This is a genomic window from Spirulina sp. 06S082, from assembly GCF_034932145.1.
Lineage (GTDB): Bacteria > Cyanobacteriota > Cyanobacteriia > Cyanobacteriales > Spirulinaceae > CCY15215.
The window spans coordinates 11857-26775 of sequence record NZ_JAYGHV010000125.1 but is presented as its reverse complement, the minus strand read 5'-3'; the positions used below and the strand labels follow the sequence as shown (position 1 = coordinate 26775).

The window sequence follows — 14919 nt, the reverse complement described above, 5'->3', positions numbered from 1 at the left end:
TAACAATTTAGCAGCGCACGAGTTCCTTAGAACCCTCCTTAAGAGACACCCATTCTAAATCTTTGAGACGATGCAGCAAATTGGAAATCGTCACGCCAAAATCCGCCGCGATCGCATACAAATCCGGCCATTGTGTTAGATCGCGCCCTTGGATTTTTTCCTCTAACATAAGGCGGGGCATTAATAGACAACTGGCAAAATATTGCGCCTGCCATTCAATGCCTTGAATTTGTTCGTTATTACGACAAAGTAACGGTTTGACGATAACATTAACCCCTTTTTGTCGCAATCTTAAAACGCGATCGACAGCTTGGCGATCGATATGTAAGACCCAATGCCCTACCTCATGAGCGATCGTAGATTCACCAAAGCCCTCCTTTAAATCCAAGATTGTTTCATTGATCTCAATCAGTTTTTCTAAGGGCAAAATTCGCGCGGCAATGGCTCCCTCGTCGTCCTCGGGTAGGACATCCCAAACCACGTCTAAGCCTAAAAATTCGGCGACGCGGCTAGAATCGAGGGGAAAAGTCGGAACATGGCGATCGCTGGTCTTCATCGCCTCTAAAACATCAAGGGCGCGACATTCGATCTCGTGCTTATCCATAAAGCGAAAGGGTTTGATAACACTCATTATTCTGAGGATTCTTGGCTGGCTTCTTGGAACACTTTCTGGGCAAATTCCGGGTTTTCCCGCAATCGACGAAATAAGGTGGGTAGGGATTTATGATGCTGTCTGAGTAAATCTTCTTCCTTATGGGGGATGCGCCCGGCCAGAAAAATCAACTCTTCTGCATCTAAGTCTAACTCTCGCGCTAAACCTCGGATGACCTCTTCTTTGGGGGCATATTCAGCGCGATTATTCTCTAGTTTTGAGAGATAGGTAAAGTCTAACCCGAGTAGCTTGGCGAGATCGCGTTGGCTGTAACTCTTGTCTTTCCGCGCTTGGCGGATTTTTTGTCCAAACTCTTGATTCATGGTTTTAGGCTCCTTACAAAATTTATTCTACATTGTCTTGACTTGAAGTTCAACATAAGGTTATTATAGCAACAGAGTTGATTATAAAATCAATCTCGGATTTCAACCCCCCAAAAAACATATCTGCAATGGGCAGAAGAGATAGATGGATGTAGCTTTATTCATCATACTCTCTTGTGCGAACTAACGATCTATTTCCTTATCTTTAATTCAGGATTTACCATGACTCAAACACCACAACAGGACAGTAAGAACAGTAAAGGGCAAATTTTGGCTGATTTTCAGCAATTATTAGCTCAACGACAGGCGATCGCCTCTAAAGTAGCAACAAAAGAGGAAGAAGCTGAAAAGGATAAGAATAAAGAACTCTTGGAAATTGCCGCAACTTATACCGTTGACAGCATCGTGAACGGGATGGCTGCGTTGCAATTAGATTTTAGCAGCATTGTTACGAATTTGGCAGAACGGCTCACGAATGAAGCGACAAAGCTGGATGAATTAAAAAAGGCGATCGCCGTTGAAAAAGATAATTTGGATCGGTTGAAAAAGGTTCGGATTGTCGCCGATTCTCTCTATATTTTACGACAGGAACACCAAGAGAAATTAAATATACTGGAAGCTGATACTCGTAGTCAGCAAGAAAAACTCGAAAAAGAAATGACTCAGATGCGAAAAGTTTGGACGAAAGAACAGGCAGCATTTGCAGTAAAAATGGAGGAACAAGAATTACGTTTAAGTAAGGAAAAAGAAGAAGAATCAGGGGATTATCGCTATGAGATTGAGCGTGCGCGTCAGATGGAAATGGATGAATATGAAGAGAAAAAGCGACTTCAAGAGCGTACTTTACAGGAAGAAAATCAAGATCGAGAAAAAGATTGGGCAGAAAGGGAGAAAATCTTAATAGATAATCAAGCAGAATTTGCAGAAAATCAAACCAAAATTGCTGGGTTTGAAGATGCGTTAAAAGCAGCATTTACAGAAGCGAAAAATAAGGCGATCGCCGACTGCGATCGCGATGCAAAAGTTAAAGCCAATTTAGTTGCTAAAGAATGGGAAGCTGAAAAACAGGGCTATGAGTTACGAATTGCAGCTTTAAATACTTCTATTCAGCGCCAAGTTGAGCAAATGTCTGAACTCACCACTCAACTACAAGCAGCAACTAATCAAGCACAAAGTTTAGCAATGCAGGCTTTTCAGCGTTCTGATGCGTAATTTCAAGACAATAAATCTATTCAAAACAAACAAATTTAGGTGACTAATCATGGCAAAAAATGTCGGACCTCGCAATACAAAAGCTGAAATCCTTGAAGCCTTGAACGAGCTTAAAAAGGAAAAAGACGAGCTGCATTCTAAGTTGAAAAAAAGCGAAAAAGAAAAAACTGCAAAAAACATGAATGCGCCTCAAAATAATCCTATTGTTCAAGTCAAAACTCTTGAAAATAAAAGTGAGAAAAAGGCAATGAATCAAGACAAAAATACTCCGTACAATATCGATAAAATTCTCTCTAGTTTGTCAGGCTTACAAGTTGGTTTTGGGAGTGCGTCGAGCAATCTTTCCGAACAATTAATTGCAGAAGCATCAACTCTAGAAGATTTGCAAGTTTCGGTTTCTCAAGAAAAAGAACAGTTGCAAGAACTGCACGAATTGGAAGAAATTGAAGACAATACTCTCGATACATTGATAGGGTCTTATGAGGAGAGTACAAAAACATTTACCGATGAATTTGAGGAACGTCAGGAAACCTTAATTCAGCAGCTTCAGCACTTACAAACTTCGTGGCAAAAGGAGCAAGAAATTCATCAACGTGAAGTTAAAGAACGCAATGAAACCTATCAAAAAACACAGCAGCGCAGTTTAGAAGAATATCGGTATAACTTGGATTTAGCGCGGAATTTGAGTAATGAAGAATACGAACAGCGTAAAAAGGAATTATATAAAGAGTTGGAGGAGATAAAGAAAGAACATGAGAAAGCAATAAAAGAACGCGAGGAAGAAATTTCTCAGCGAGAATTAGAGTGTTTGGAAGCAAAAAATAAAGTTGAAGTTCACGAGCAGGAATTAGAGAAAAATAAGCAAGAAGGAAAAGAAAAAGGACAGCACATCGGTCATTATAATGCTAAAGTTGCTGCCGATCTTCGCACTAAGGAAATTGAAGGAGAACGTCGCAATTATCAGTTGCAAATTGAAGCATTAGATCGGACTATTGAAACTCAAAATGGACGCATTGAGAAGTTATCGCAACAACTGGATGCAGCTTTGAAACAGGTTCAAGATTTGGCAGTCAAAGCGATTGAAGGTACATCTAATCGGAATGCTTTTGATGCGATTAAAGAGATTACTAATGAGTTGGCTAAAAATCAACAAAAAAGTAAGTAGGGTTTGCTGAAAAAGTTAGAAAAAAATTGAGGGGAGTGCAATCGCATTTTAGATGTGAGAAACTATAATCTTATATTGTCGATAATCTCTCCCTCTATAATGAAAGATAATGAGTTTCGTCAAAAAGATACGATTCCAGAAAAATTGACAAAAAAGAAGACAAAAAACCTGCCGAAGCAGGGTGACGAGATTCATGACCAAAAAAGTAATGGCAATGGCAGTTTCTGAGGTATTGGAAAGTTTAGCCATGACGCGATCGAGACTAAATCTTCGCTTACCTTGCCCAAACTTTCCCTCCAAAAGGAATTCAAATGTTTCTCCTTGGTTATCTGTTTGCTCTCTTTTTCTGTCAAAACCAGAAGAATATCAGCAAAAACTAAAAGAGAGGTCTGCGATCGACCTCTCCCCAACTATTCCAGTATTTCTAACTCTAATTGATTCTAATTAAAGTAACCCAGCATTCACACCTTGTTTGCCCGTTGCTAGTTCAACTTTAACAATTTTACCGCCCATTTTCATGATTCTCTGTTGCTCGCGAAACCAGTTATCGAAAGGAACGAGCTTGGTAAAGTAAGTATTTTGTAGTTCGCGCTGAGTGCGGGTGCGGGTCTGACTGGGAACGCAAGCCGTAACTTTAAACATTCTCATGGATTTATCTCTCCTAAACTTAGTATTTATGCTCTTGAAAAACGCAACGTTATCAAAAAGCTGAAAAAAAAGGGTTGATTTCCTTTAACCCTACCACAAGAACACATTATGCTTTGCATCATGCTTTGTTGCGGAATCCTGGGTTTGCCGGATATATAAGTTTTTGCTTTTGGCGATCGCTTGGCTTTTGCTGGATCGTTTAGTGTAAGTAGTTTTATCTACATTACAAAGTTCGGGAGTCAAAGTGCCAATAATAGAGGTTAAAACCTACTTCGAGCCAGTAAAATAAGCCTTTGACCCACTAATACTTGCTCCCTGACTTCCCGAACTTACTTTTGCAGAATTCAAATCAACTTGCCGTTGATTTGCTTCTTGGGTTTAGCTTAAGCCAGAACAGATATAGTCGAAATAAACGCCCATTTCTTTTCCAGCGTCAGCACCGACTAAGCCAGCCGTGACTTCTTTCATGGCTTGGATAGCTTGAACGGTTGCGCCAACGGGAACGCCTAAAGAATTATAGGTTTCTTTTAAACCATTGAGAACCCGCTCATCCAAGATGGAGGGATCGCCAGCAAGCATTGCGTAGGTTGCATAGCGTAAGTAGTAGTCCAAGTCGCGGATGCAAGCAGCATAACGACGAGTGGTGTACATATTCCCACCAGGACGGGTGATGTCGGAATATAACAGGGCTTTAGCGACGGCATCTCTGACGATTCCGGCAGCATTGGCGCTGATAGCGCTGGCGGCACGAACTCGAAGTTGTCCGCTTTGGAAATAGCCCTTGAGCTTATCCATTGCAGAAGCATCAAGGTATTTTCCTTGAACGTCGGCAGAATTGATAACAGCAGTAATTGCGTCTTGCATTTTTGATTTCCTTATTTGAGCTAATCTTGATAGATTGCGAGCCGCAAAAGCGGATTGAAATTAACGCTTGAGAAGAAGGGTGGCACTACTTTGCCTATCCCATTGCACTCACAACATAATCGAAGTAAGTACCAGCTTCAGAAGCATCTTCACCAGACAATAAAGAACTGGCAACGTTTTTCATCAAACCAACACTTTTGGCAACTGCGCCGATGTCGGTTCCCAAGGACTTGTACATTTCTGCTACGCCCACTAAACCGATCTCTTCGATGGGGGTGATATCGCCGGCAACAATACCGTAAACGATCAAGCGCAGGTAGTAGTCCATGTCCCGCAAGCAGGTCGCGGTCATTTCGTCGCCGTAAGCATTACCACCAGGGGAAACGATATCGGGACGGGATTGAAATAAGCGATCGCCGGCTTCTTTAACGATGCGCTCGCGAGATTCGGTCAAAACTTGAGCGATCCGCAGGCGGCTGTCGCCACTGGTAACAAAGGCCTTAATACGATCTAACTCGCCAGGGCTGAGGTAACGAGCCTCAGCGTCGGCATTCACGATGGATTTCGTGACGATACTCATCTATGGATTCCTCCAACAAAAAAAATCCGACTGGATACGTTTGCTCGATCGCATTTCCCTCCAAGGAGTTCATCCAAAGAGTTCATCCGGGGAGTTCAGATGCTCTCTAGCATCGCCCCAGTCAGCAACCTTCCGAAATTATTGTCCGGCATTGTGCCGTCCTTCGCGGTTATTTCTTAATATTTTGTAATGTTTGCCCTCATTTTCGGGAAAATTTTCTGGGGAAAGAGTGCGATCGCGAGAAAAAATCGCTAAAATTTCCTTCAAGGGGGAAAACTCTGCCGAAAAATTCAAAAGTTTCGCAATTTCTCCTGGGAAAGTCCAAGAAAAATCGATCGTCTTTCCACAGGTCTAGCTAAAATAGCGTTAAGTCAAGTGTAAAGGTGCAACAAGTCTGGATGAACTTTGAACGGGATAAAGAACAATGCCTCGAGAAGCTCGAGTGGGCTATGAGTCAACTACAAGTCGATGTTGACAAACGAGAGCTCGAGCGAATTACTGCCTTAATCGTCCAAACGATGACCGGACCGTGGCGTTATTTCCACACTCCAGACCATATTTTTGAGGTCGGGGGGTCTGCTAATGCGATTGAAGTCCTTGCGGCTTTATTTCATGATTTGGTCTACGTCCAAGTCGATCAAAGTGTTAATTTCAATTTAACTTTTTACATTTCACCCTTTGTTCAAGAGATCAAAGAACATCTGTACATTCGCGAGGCGGAGTATCTTCCTCCAGATAGATTATTCGATTTAGTGATGGGAACGTTTGGGTTTAAACCCGGACAGCAGCTCTCTCCTTTTGCTGGACAAAATGAATTTTTGAGTGCTTTAGTTTGCGCTCTGGTTTTGCGTCCCCTTTTAGATGAAAAATTACTTTTACAAATTGTTACTTGTATTGAAGCCACTATTCCTTTTCGCCCGGAAAAGGATGGACTGCACGCAGGAGAACATCTTTATCTCCGCATTCAAGAAACGAACGAAAGGCTCAAGATTGGGTTAAGTGAAACTGAATTAATTGAGTCGGTACAACGTGCCGTGAGAATGGCTAATCGAGATGTGGGAAGTTTTGCAAATCCCAGTTCTGCTCGCTTTCTTGATAATACTTGGAGCTTGCTGCCAGAAACCAATCACAATCTTAAGAATCCTAGCTCTTACACGGTGAATGAGTATCGGGTTGCTTTGCAGAAAATGGCGGGTTTTATGAACTTTCTCAAGCCCGATCTAGTGTTTCAACAGTTTAAAGGCGAACCCAACGATCAAGAGTTTTACAATAAACTCGATCGCGCCGATCGCAATATTAAAATTGCTCGACTTTATCTCGCCAGCAAATTATTTACAATGGCTTTGTTGGAAGCACTTTCTCGTCGCTTTGGCCGGAATATTCCTCTGTCAACCATTATGGGGGAACTCAATCCCCTTGGACTTCCTATCGAAAAGCTAGAGGATTTTCTGCCGGATGTTCCCAACCGTTACCCTCTCACCGGGGAAACAGAACAGGAAGTATTTGATTTGCTCTCTAAAGGACGTTTTAGCGATTCTCCTTACGACATTAAAAATTCTCCCCTGACTACCTTAATTGTGAATATTATCGGCTTTGATAAAATTCGCGACTTGTTGGATCGATCTAAGGCATTTTTCCAAGATGAAATTAGCGGGGAGGATTTTCTCGACAATTGCGATCCAGAAGTGGTAGAAATTATCACCGACAGTCTCTCAAAACTGTTTGATAGTCGCAAAGTTGCTTTATTAACTCCGGTTAGTAGTTGATAGTTGATAGTTGATAGTTGATAGCGGGGAGTTATTTTCGTCTTGTAGTTCGATTGTTCGTCCTGTTGTTGTGGATTGGCGAATGGCATCGGCAACCACAAGAGCATAATGGCTGGCTGTTGGCGAGACATAAAGGGGTTTATCTTTGAGTAGGCTATCTAGGGCGAGAATTGTATCTCTCGCGAATAATCCCCGACGACTGCCAATTTCAATGGGGGTTGTTTCTTTGTCTCGAATTAGTTCTCCTTTGTCGGTGGAGAAAATTAATGTTCCTTGGCTACCATGCAGTTCAAAAGTACGAGTTGATTGCCAAAAACGATCGCCTTTGCCGTAAACAACATCGGCGATTAATCCATTGGTAAAACACAATTGCGCTTTACACAAACAGGCTGTGTAATAGGGGTTAGACTCGGGCAAGTGCCAAAAGCGCGATCGCCCGCTAACGGATTGCACTGTACCGAAGAGATCGGTAAAGCGGTGAATGCGCGAAAGTGCGGCACTGAAGGGAAAACCAAAAAAATTGGGATGATAAGACCAGGATTCGGGGGTGGGATGCTTCGGTTTGATAGTAATATAGCGAGCATAGTTCACCTCACCAATTTGAGGCAGCCATTGCCCCATAGTTTGATGCAGTCCTCCCAATAACTCAATATGTTCGATGTGGAGAAATTTACGACGCGATCGCGCTTTATTGATAATAATTTGGGCTTCTTTAGGATCGAGAGAGAGGGGATATTCGCAAATAACGTGCTTATCTGCTTCGATGGCAGCTTTGGCGATCGCGCCATGTTCGCTGTTAATGGTAGCAATAATAATTAAATCAATATCCGGGGCTTGTAGGAGTTCTGGCCAAGACTCAGTTCCTCTGGCTCCAGAAATAGCGCATAAAGCCTGCAAACTTGTGCGATCGCGCCCGGCGATCGCCACCAATTTGGCGCGATCGCTTTCTTCTGCCAAGGCTGCAACTCTTTGCTTGGCGACATAACCCGTACCGACAAGGGCTACCTTAATGGGTTTGGGTAAATAACTCATAATATTTAATATTGTTCAACTTTTTCTTTATCTATTGTAACTGTTCTTAAAGATAAGAAAAGCCTATTGATAAAACAAGGGGATATTATCCGCGATCGGCTTCTATCCAAAGGTAGAAAAACTCAGATGTATTCTGGCTTACCGAAATTCTCCCCTCTTTATTTTTCAGAAATACTCTCGACAAATTCAAAATAAGTATTCTTTATGATAAATTTCATTCGTACTCTCATTTCTAATGCAGCCTACACCAATGAACCTTTTCCCTTAGTATCGAAAATGAAATAAAACATTCATAAGCCAACAGGCTGCTATCCAAACTTTAGAGGAGTTCGACTCATGGCAGATTATACAGTTATTTTAGCAACACCAGATGGCGACCACACTATCACTGTTCCCGAGGATGAGATTATTCTTGATGTAGCCGAAGAACAAGGCTACGATATTCCCTACTCCTGTCGGGCTGGTGCTTGTTCAACTTGTGCGGGTAAGCTCTTGGAAGGTACTGTCGATCAATCCGAACAATCTTTCTTGGATGACGATCAAATTGCACAAGGCTTTGTTTTGACTTGTGTTGCTAAACCGACTTCAGACTGCAAAATTCAGACTCACCAAGAAGAAGAAATTTACTAGATTGAGAAGAATAGGTTTTGAAATTATCCTAAAACCTTACATTCCAAAATTCTAGAAGAGAATTTCGTTCTTCGTACTGACTTATTTGTAGCGGGAAGCCCGTATTATGCCAAATCTTAGATTATGGTAAATACGGGTTTTTGATGAAAATCAGAGTAAACTAGCAGACTCGCGATCTAAAAATAAGATGGCATTGGCACGATCGCGCAACCAAGAAGCCGGACAGTTGCTATCGATCGCCCCTTCAAGCATTTGCTTGACAATGACTGCCTTTTGCTGGCCAGGGACGAGACAGAAGAGTTTTTGAGCAGCAGAAATGGCCGGGAGAGTGAGGGTAAAAGCATAAGCGGGAACCTTATCTAGAGCTGGAAAATAACCGCGATCGCATTGTTGCTGACGATTTTTGGCATCTAATTTGACTAATTTCACCCAATAGGGATCGTTAAACTCAGCCACCCCCGGATCGTTAAAGGCCAGGTGTCCGTTTTCTCCCACCCCCAAACAACAGAGATCGATCGCCCCTGCTTGCAAGAGTCGAGTATAACGATCGCACTCTGCCACAGGCTGTTCGCTATCCCCCTCAAGATAATGAAAGTGAGCAAAAGAGACTTTTCGAGCCAGGCGATCGCGTAAATAGCGGCGAAAACTGGCGGGATGTTCCCTGCTAATGCCCAAATACTCATCGAGATGAAAACTGGTCACTTTGTCCCATTCAATATCTTGTAGAGTCATTAAACCCTCCAAAAAGCGAATTTGCGAACTTCCTGTCGCCCAAATTATTCTTGCCCTCCTCTGACGAGAAATGCGCGATCGCAAATAATCCCCGGCCAATTTTGCCGCATCTGTACTCATCTCCTCCGCATTGTCATAAACGCGAATAGCAAGGCGATCGATCTGTAATTCACGCTTCATCATTATTCTCATTCCTTATTCCCGACTGAATTTCCTATCATGCCCTTGCACATTTTGCGATCGCTAGGGGAGAGATCGATATTCGTTGTGAGATAGTATTGCATCCATTGGCAACCTCGTTGTAAAAGTACGTTCAAATCTCCCACCTTATCTAACTGCCAAAGAACAATGTTACCGTCTCGATCGGCAGTCGCGAGAAGAGATCCGTCGGGATGAAAATCCAAACTGTTAATACGAGCATGACGACCTTGCAACGTCACCAGCAATGTATCATCAGGTTGCCATGATTTGGCCGAGCGCTCGTAACTTCCAGAAGCGAGAATTTGACCATCGGGACTAAAACGAATGGCATGAATGGCATCAATATGGCCGGAAGTCGGTAAATGCCTTATCTTTTCGCGATCGCCTGGGGAAACCCGATGATGGGTTTGTCCTGCTAAAGTTCGCAATAATTCTCCCTCCCTTGTCCAGAGTTTAATCGTATTATCTGGGCTGGCAGTAGCTGCAATTTCGCTGTCTGGACTAACTTCACGATCGCCCTGAAGTGCTTGCTTAAAGATTAAGCGATCGCGATCGACTTGCCAGAAAATGCTCGAAGTATCCCAACTGGTGGAAATTAAGAGCAACCCATCATCACTAAAGCGAATTGCTGCAATGGGAGTGCCATGAACAGTTAGGGTTCGCAGCAGCGTTCCATCGACCCGCCATAATTTTACTTCATCCCCGCTCGTGGCAAAAAATTGACCGTTCGGACTGAAAGCAATATGGCTAAGGGGTTCTTCGTGAACTTGAATCGTTTGAGTGGGAGCGCCGTTAAATGTACCAGCCTGGCTCTTATCCCAAAAATAAACCTTACCATCTCCACCTCCCGCCGCGAGAATGCGACTGTCGGCACTAAAGCGGACGATGGTAATTGCTGTATTTTGAGGCTGTAAGCTCCCGGCAAAGGTGCCATCGGGTTGCCAGAGTTTAACTTGACCATCTGCCCCTCCCGAGGCTAAAAATGCACCATCTGGGGAAAACACGAGAGAATTCACCTGACTTTGATGTGATTCTATAACCTGTAACAATTCTCGTTGCAATTTCCACAGTCTAACGGAGCGATCGCTGCCTCCCGAGGCTAATGTTTGTCCGTCTGGACTGAAGGCAACGCTGTTAGCACGGGCATAATGTCCCACGAATTCTGTTTTTAAATGACCCTGCAAATCCCAGATTTTCAAGGTGGTGTCCCAACTTGCCGCAGCGAGGCTTTGGCCATCGGGACTAAAACTCAGCCCAAAACTCGCTTGTTCGAGGGGAATCGTTTGTAAAAGCGTCCCATCTCGCTGCCAAATTTTAATGGTCTTATCTCCACTGGCTGTGGCAAATCTTTGCCCGTCGGGGCTAAAGGCAAGACCTTGTATGCGAAGGGGATGACCGCGAAAACGCTTCACTAAAGTACCGTCCGAGCGCCAAATTGCTATTTCTCCTTCTGCATCGCCGGAAATGAGCAATTCCCCTTCTGGACTGAATCTCACTTCTCCAGTAAATGTTTTGTGGGCTTGCCACTCTCGCACTAATTCTCCTTCTGGGGTGCGAATGCTAATTTTTCCAGTATTTCCTCCCGTAGCAAAGGTTTGTCCGTCAGGGGCGAATTGGAGGGTATTGGCGAATTCTCCAGATAAATTCAAGATTTTGCCCAGAGAAAAAGAAGAACCTTGCTGTTGCCAAAGTGCGATCGCGCCATCGCTTCCAGCCGTCACTAAAAGAGGAGCAGTGGGAGAAAAATCAAGACTGCGGATTCTGCCTTGATGTGCCTTGAGAGTGTCGATGAGATGTCCCTTTCGATCCCAAATCTTAACCGTGCGATCGGTACTCCCAGAGGCTAAATACTGACCATCTGGACTAAAGCGAACTTGCAAAACATCGCCTTGATGACCTTGCAAATGGTTGAATTCTCGCACCCAAAATGTCCCTTGTTGCAATGCCGTTAAAATTGCCGTGCGGAGGTGAGCATCAAGATCGGGAGATAAAGAATAATCAGGATGTTGGACGAGGTAACGATATTTTGTCCCACTTCGCAAACTTTCCAAGAGGGCTTCAAAGATGCGATCGGAGGCGAAAAGGGCTTCGGAAGAACTGGTTAAGGCTCGAACTTCATTAATGGCTGCATTAACTTCTTCTTGTTTCTGACGGTTGATCGTGTGTTGGAGGGAAAGACTGAGAATGCCTAACATTACTGCTGCTGCTGCTGCTCCTAATGTTATGAAACCTAAAAGACGACTAAAGCGAGCCTCACTTCTTTGATTTTTTTCTTCTGCTTCTTTTAATCGATCGCGTAATTTTTCTCCGTGTTGTTTGCGGATAAAACTAACGAGATAGTCGTGAACCAGTTGATAATAGCGAATTCCTGATATTTCTGGCAAGATAAATACTAATCCAGACTCGCTAAAAATTTGCAGCACTAAATCAAGTTTCTCGATCTGTTCTTTTTCCTGCGGGAGTAAAGAGTAAAGTTCTTGCTTAATTTCTTTGCGGGTTTTTAGGGGACGGGTATTATTCTCATCGGTTAACAAGTAAAGGATCAGTTGGGCGATTTTTTGATGTTCGCTACCACAATCTTTAATGGTTTCTTCTAGGTAACGCTGTACCAAGTTTTCTTTGGGACCGCGATCGCGATATTGAATCAAGGTTGTGATTTTTTCCGCTTGCAGTTGTTCTCCCACAACTTGTAGTTCGATGGGACGAACTTCTCCTTGTTCGCTAGACAAATCTTCGACTAATTCGCTAATCAGGGATGATTCGAGAAAGAGGTGAGTTTCTTGGGTTAATTTGGCGATCGTCGATCGCGCTTCATTGGGGGTAAAATTCCCCAAATAATAGAGAATATTTTTGTCTAAAATATTATTATTAATTGTATTGACTGATTTGTAACGAGTAAATTCTAATAAATGAAAAAGGTAATCTTCTCTGAGAGAAAAAATTATCTTCGTATAAGGAACATCCAAGCAATTAGCGATGAATTCATAGAAAAGCTGTCGTTGTTTTGGTTTTTGATGAGTGAAAAAGAATTCCTCAAATTGATCGAAAGCCAAAATTGTTAAAAAATTATTCTCAGAGTTTCGATTGAGTTGATTGATAATTCTGGCAATTTCTATTTGTGAACCTTCTGGTAAATCTTGTTCGGCTATTTTATTACCAACCAACAAATCGCGGCGATCGTAATTATAGTTTTTTATTTCTTGACTGAGAGATTCTATCAAATCTTCGCTCCAATCTGCATAGACGCGACGCAATACGATTAAAACATCTCGCGTACCAATAGATTTTTGTTTGAGTTCTGGAATTAAACCCGCTTGAATAATTGAACTTTTTCCTACCCCTGATTGTCCGTAAATAACAGTCAGTTTACAATCAGAACGGCTCATGCGTTCGATTAAGTTGATAATATCTTTATCTCGTCCTGACGCGACAATTTCACGAGCAATTTTTCCGTTACTCATGATGTTTGCAAAATCATTACTGAGTTGTTGGCTAGGATGCAAACTACCTGCACCAATGAAGGATCTCAATCCATATTGTTGTTGGACTGAATGTTTTTCTGCTTTACAGCGATATGCCTTTAAATATTCGTGACGACGGCAATAAACAGTATACAATTCTTGTAAAATATTAATATAAATTTGCGGTTCGTAGAGAAAACTTGTTTTGGTTTTTGCAGTTTCCAAATGATCGATGGCTTCACGAATCAGTCCCGATTCTTTTTTCGCTTTTGCTAAAATCAATAAGTAACCAGCTTGATTGTAAGAACGTACCCATTCTAAGTTAGGGATTTTATCTTGAGGAATGAGAGAATCGGGAGGAGTTTGGGTTGAAATCGAGATAGCTTTGCTGGCAAATTCGATCGCATCTTCATAATTATTTTGTCCTAAAGCTGAACCTCCCAGTAGTCCGTAGGCTCGTGCTAAACGAAAATAATTCGGGTAAATTTGATGGAGTTTCAGAGATTTTCTGCCAATTTTTTCTAATTCTTCCCATTCTTGCAAGCGCTCTAAAATATCACCTAAAGCATTAATAAATTTAGCAACCAGATCGATCCGATTGGCGTTTTCAAAGATGTTAATTGCAGTGGTAAAATAATCCCGAGCAATCTCAAAAGCAGGTTGACAGTAAACCGGGGTTTGAATGCCATAATTTCGCCACCATACTCCCAAACAATAAGCTAAACAGCCATGACGTTCTTTAATTTTCGAGTGGTGTAGTTGGGAAAATATTGTTTTGACGATCGCGCTCTTTTTTCTCCTGGGAAAGCGTCTATTTTGGGTCAATTCTAACCATTCATTCTCTGGGTTGCGATCGGTTCCATTTTCTGCTTCTATCGGTACAGAAATAACAGATTTTTCCTCCCAGGATTCATTACAACTTTGTAACAGTTGAAAACTTTTCTCGTATTGTAAAAGAGAATCGGATAAAGAGACGGGACTGCTCAAAGTGAGAATAAACTCTAAACTTCCTGCTAAATAAGAATCTAGAGTAATGCCGCGATCGCTGATTTCTTCTTGAATGGCTAAAATTTCTTGTTGGCGCGATATTGATAATCCTAAATCACTATTCACATAATCTAAAGCACGAACGGCTCCTCGCTGCAAAAAACGCGAAAAAACATCATCAGATAAACTTTCAATTAAATCAATTAAATCATTTTCACTTAACTCAAATTCAACGGTTGTAATCCAGCTTTCCAAATCCGGAGCAACCCGCCTAATCTTAGAAATAACACGATCGTTGACCCACCAAACCACCGGAATAGGAAAGTTTTTCCGCAATTCTTCTCTAATTTGATTGACTCCTGCCAAAACAGACTCTAAATTTGTAATATTTTCAAAACCCGAAACCATGAGAACCTGGGGCTGATTTTGAGAGAATTGGGTGTGGAGAATGCCATAGAGTGCTGTTGTTTTGGGTTTGAGTTCGATCTCAGTAATATCTAATTTAGACTGCGATCGCAAGCGTTGTTCTAAGCGCTTTCGTAATGTTGCAGAATTGCAACGAACCACAATAATGTTAAATTCATGGGCATCCACTTGGGCTTCTAATGCCCATATTAGTTCTGCAAGAGCGTTTTCTGTTGTATTATCATCGTTCATCAATTTTGC

At 42.3% G+C, this 14919-nt stretch carries 14 protein-coding genes and 1 pseudogene; 5 read left to right on the top strand and 10 right to left on the bottom strand.

Translation table 11 applies throughout. The features are described from left to right. Positions 1–7: 7 nt before the first annotated feature. Positions 8–631, bottom strand: a complete 624-nt coding sequence (locus tag VB714_RS08090) for an ImmA/IrrE family metallo-endopeptidase (RefSeq protein ID WP_323222931.1) — start codon at positions 629–631, stop codon at positions 8–10. Continuing rightward, entirely contained in the window at positions 631–975 is a 345-nt protein-coding gene (locus VB714_RS08085; RefSeq protein ID WP_323222930.1) for a helix-turn-helix transcriptional regulator, read from the bottom strand. The genes VB714_RS08090 and VB714_RS08085 overlap by 1 nt, the downstream gene beginning before the upstream one ends. Positions 976–1197: 222 nt before the next feature. Between VB714_RS08085 and VB714_RS08080 the strand changes: the two genes are divergently transcribed. Together VB714_RS08080 and VB714_RS08075 are read left to right on the top strand one after the other, a co-directional pair. Continuing rightward, complete coding sequence (locus tag VB714_RS08080; protein WP_323222928.1) at positions 1198–2187, top strand: hypothetical protein; 990 nt, start codon at positions 1198–1200, stop codon at positions 2185–2187. Positions 2188–2236: 49 nt separating this feature from the next. Then, on the top strand, positions 2237–3352 hold the full coding sequence (locus tag VB714_RS08075) for a hypothetical protein (protein WP_323222925.1): 1116 nt from the start codon (positions 2237–2239) through the stop codon (positions 3350–3352). Between the two features lie 48 nt (positions 3353–3400). On the opposite strand, the pseudogene VB714_RS08070 reads toward VB714_RS08075, so the two are convergent. Beyond that, positions 3401–3655 (bottom strand): annotated as a pseudogene (locus VB714_RS08070) (transposase); the annotation flags it as partial. On the opposite strand from VB714_RS08070, the gene VB714_RS08065 reads away from it, so the two are divergent. Continuing rightward, positions 3546–3800, top strand: coding sequence for a hypothetical protein (locus VB714_RS08065; protein WP_323222992.1), 255 nt, complete (start codon positions 3546–3548; stop codon positions 3798–3800). The pseudogene VB714_RS08070 and the gene VB714_RS08065 sit on opposite strands and share 110 nt — an antisense overlap. Here the strand turns inward: VB714_RS08065 and VB714_RS08060 are convergent. From VB714_RS08060 to VB714_RS08045, 4 genes are all read right to left on the bottom strand, one after another. Further along, positions 3797–4000 carry a phycobilisome linker polypeptide gene (locus VB714_RS08060; protein ID WP_204103587.1) on the bottom strand — a complete coding sequence of 68 codons (204 nt, stop codon included), beginning with the start codon at positions 3998–4000 and terminating at the stop codon, positions 3797–3799. The two genes, VB714_RS08065 and VB714_RS08060, sit on opposite strands and share 4 nt — an antisense overlap. Positions 4001–4378: 378 nt before the next feature. Beyond that, positions 4379–4864 carry an allophycocyanin subunit beta gene (gene apcB, locus VB714_RS08055; RefSeq protein ID WP_323222922.1) on the bottom strand — a complete coding sequence of 162 codons (486 nt, stop codon included), beginning with the start codon at positions 4862–4864 and terminating at the stop codon, positions 4379–4381. A 94-nt stretch (positions 4865–4958) separates the two neighbouring features. After that, positions 4959–5444, bottom strand: coding sequence for an allophycocyanin (locus tag VB714_RS08050; protein ID WP_323222919.1), 486 nt, complete (start codon positions 5442–5444; stop codon positions 4959–4961). Between the two features lie 138 nt (positions 5445–5582). Further along, positions 5583–5738, bottom strand: coding sequence for a hypothetical protein (locus VB714_RS08045; RefSeq protein WP_323222916.1), 156 nt, complete (start codon positions 5736–5738; stop codon positions 5583–5585). Positions 5739–5842: 104 nt separating this feature from the next. On the opposite strand from VB714_RS08045, the gene VB714_RS08040 reads away from it, so the two are divergent. Further along, positions 5843–7210, top strand: a complete 1368-nt coding sequence (locus VB714_RS08040; protein WP_416309634.1) for a hypothetical protein — start codon at positions 5843–5845, stop codon at positions 7208–7210. On the opposite strand, the gene VB714_RS08035 is transcribed toward VB714_RS08040, so the two are convergent. Further along, positions 7190–8242: a Gfo/Idh/MocA family oxidoreductase gene (locus tag VB714_RS08035; protein ID WP_323222911.1), complete on the bottom strand. Its 1053-nt coding sequence runs from the start codon at positions 8240–8242 to the stop codon at positions 7190–7192. The genes VB714_RS08040 and VB714_RS08035 overlap by 21 nt on opposite strands. A gap of 336 nt (positions 8243–8578) precedes the next feature. On the opposite strand from VB714_RS08035, the gene VB714_RS08030 reads away from it, so the two are divergent. Beyond that, positions 8579–8872, top strand: coding sequence for a 2Fe-2S iron-sulfur cluster-binding protein (locus VB714_RS08030; RefSeq protein ID WP_323222909.1), 294 nt, complete (start codon positions 8579–8581; stop codon positions 8870–8872). Positions 8873–9022: 150 nt separating this feature from the next. Here VB714_RS08030 and VB714_RS08025 read toward each other — a convergent pair whose 3' ends face one another. Both VB714_RS08025 and VB714_RS08020 read right to left on the bottom strand, forming a co-directional pair. Next, positions 9023–9787, bottom strand: coding sequence for a glucosamine-6-phosphate deaminase (locus VB714_RS08025; protein ID WP_323222906.1), 765 nt, complete (start codon positions 9785–9787; stop codon positions 9023–9025). 5 nt (positions 9788–9792) lie between these two features. Continuing rightward, positions 9793–14910, bottom strand: a complete 5118-nt coding sequence (locus tag VB714_RS08020; protein ID WP_323222903.1) for a tetratricopeptide repeat protein — start codon at positions 14908–14910, stop codon at positions 9793–9795. Positions 14911–14919: the final 9 nt, after the last annotated feature.

What these genes read in the sequence shown, in the direction of transcription:
- VB714_RS08080 (WP_323222928.1), top strand. Translation starts at nt 1,198, where the DNA reads ATGACTCAAACACCACAACAGGACAGTAAGAACAGTAAAGGGCAAATT.
- VB714_RS08020 (WP_323222903.1), bottom strand. Translation starts at nt 14,910, where the DNA reads ATGAACGATGATAATACAACAGAAAACGCTCTTGCAGAACTAATATGG.
- VB714_RS08065 (WP_323222992.1), top strand. Translation starts at nt 3,546, where the DNA reads ATGACCAAAAAAGTAATGGCAATGGCAGTTTCTGAGGTATTGGAAAGT.
- VB714_RS08075 (WP_323222925.1), top strand. Translation starts at nt 2,237, where the DNA reads ATGGCAAAAAATGTCGGACCTCGCAATACAAAAGCTGAAATCCTTGAA.
- VB714_RS08090 (WP_323222931.1), bottom strand. Translation starts at nt 631, where the DNA reads ATGAGTGTTATCAAACCCTTTCGCTTTATGGATAAGCACGAGATCGAA.
- apcB (WP_323222922.1), bottom strand. Translation starts at nt 4,864, where the DNA reads ATGCAAGACGCAATTACTGCTGTTATCAATTCTGCCGACGTTCAAGGA.
- VB714_RS08050 (WP_323222919.1), bottom strand. Translation starts at nt 5,444, where the DNA reads ATGAGTATCGTCACGAAATCCATCGTGAATGCCGACGCTGAGGCTCGT.
- VB714_RS08085 (WP_323222930.1), bottom strand. Translation starts at nt 975, where the DNA reads ATGAATCAAGAGTTTGGACAAAAAATCCGCCAAGCGCGGAAAGACAAG.
- VB714_RS08040 (WP_416309634.1), top strand. Translation starts at nt 5,843, where the DNA reads ATGAACTTTGAACGGGATAAAGAACAATGCCTCGAGAAGCTCGAGTGG.
- VB714_RS08030 (WP_323222909.1), top strand. Translation starts at nt 8,579, where the DNA reads ATGGCAGATTATACAGTTATTTTAGCAACACCAGATGGCGACCACACT.
- VB714_RS08060 (WP_204103587.1), bottom strand. Translation starts at nt 4,000, where the DNA reads ATGAGAATGTTTAAAGTTACGGCTTGCGTTCCCAGTCAGACCCGCACC.
- VB714_RS08025 (WP_323222906.1), bottom strand. Translation starts at nt 9,787, where the DNA reads ATGATGAAGCGTGAATTACAGATCGATCGCCTTGCTATTCGCGTTTAT.
- VB714_RS08035 (WP_323222911.1), bottom strand. Translation starts at nt 8,242, where the DNA reads ATGAGTTATTTACCCAAACCCATTAAGGTAGCCCTTGTCGGTACGGGT.